The sequence below is a fragment of the Terrisporobacter mayombei genome (genome assembly GCF_020748465.1).
GTDB lineage: Bacteria > Bacillota > Clostridia > Peptostreptococcales > Peptostreptococcaceae > Terrisporobacter > Terrisporobacter mayombei.
In genome coordinates, this window is sequence record NZ_JAHZMP010000067.1 from 1 (window position 1) to 572 (window position 572).

Annotated in this window: 1 protein-coding gene; it reads right to left on the reverse strand. The window is 56.5% G+C overall.

Annotated elements, in window-relative coordinates:
* Nucleotides 1–551 (reverse strand): YhdP family protein (locus tag K0039_RS24790; RefSeq protein ID WP_228106780.1); only part of this gene is annotated, 551 nt, incomplete at its 3' end.
* Nucleotides 552–572 lie beyond the last annotated feature (21 nt).

Here is a 572-nt window from a genome sequence, read left to right on the forward strand (position 1 = left end):
AGAATACCCAGCCAGGGTTCATCGTTAGCAGGTTGCAGGTAACGAAAACCGCCGCGCGCATGGACGGCTTTGGCTTTAACGTCAATATTACGCCCATCCAGCTGGAAACCTTTGTTATTGTTCAGCCAGCTTATAGTTGCCTGGCCGTCGGCGATTTCTAGTGGCGCACGGAATACCGTTTCGTAAGGCATCTTTGCCTGCTTCATCGACGCGGTAAGCAAACCATTTTCAACGCTGCCGGAAAGCGTCCCGGAGAAGTGTTCCGCACCCGGTAATAATTTCCATTGCTTCCAGGCCAGATCGCTCCACGATGCCTGAAAACGGGTCTTGTCTGCCGCCTGAAGCGGGATATCCAGCGCCAGAGTGTTAATCTTGCCGCTCGGTTGTGTGGAGCGCCAAACATCACCCAGTGCAGGTGAAAGTTTCGCGGCCAGCGGGCGTATGCCCTCCAGGCCTGCCAGCTCCAGATTACTGGCGCGAATCCGGAGTTCGTCACTGCGGTTATTGTCTTTGCCGCCAACGTCCTGTTCCGGTATCCAGGCCAGCGTCAATGCTCCGCCCGGCCCGGGGTT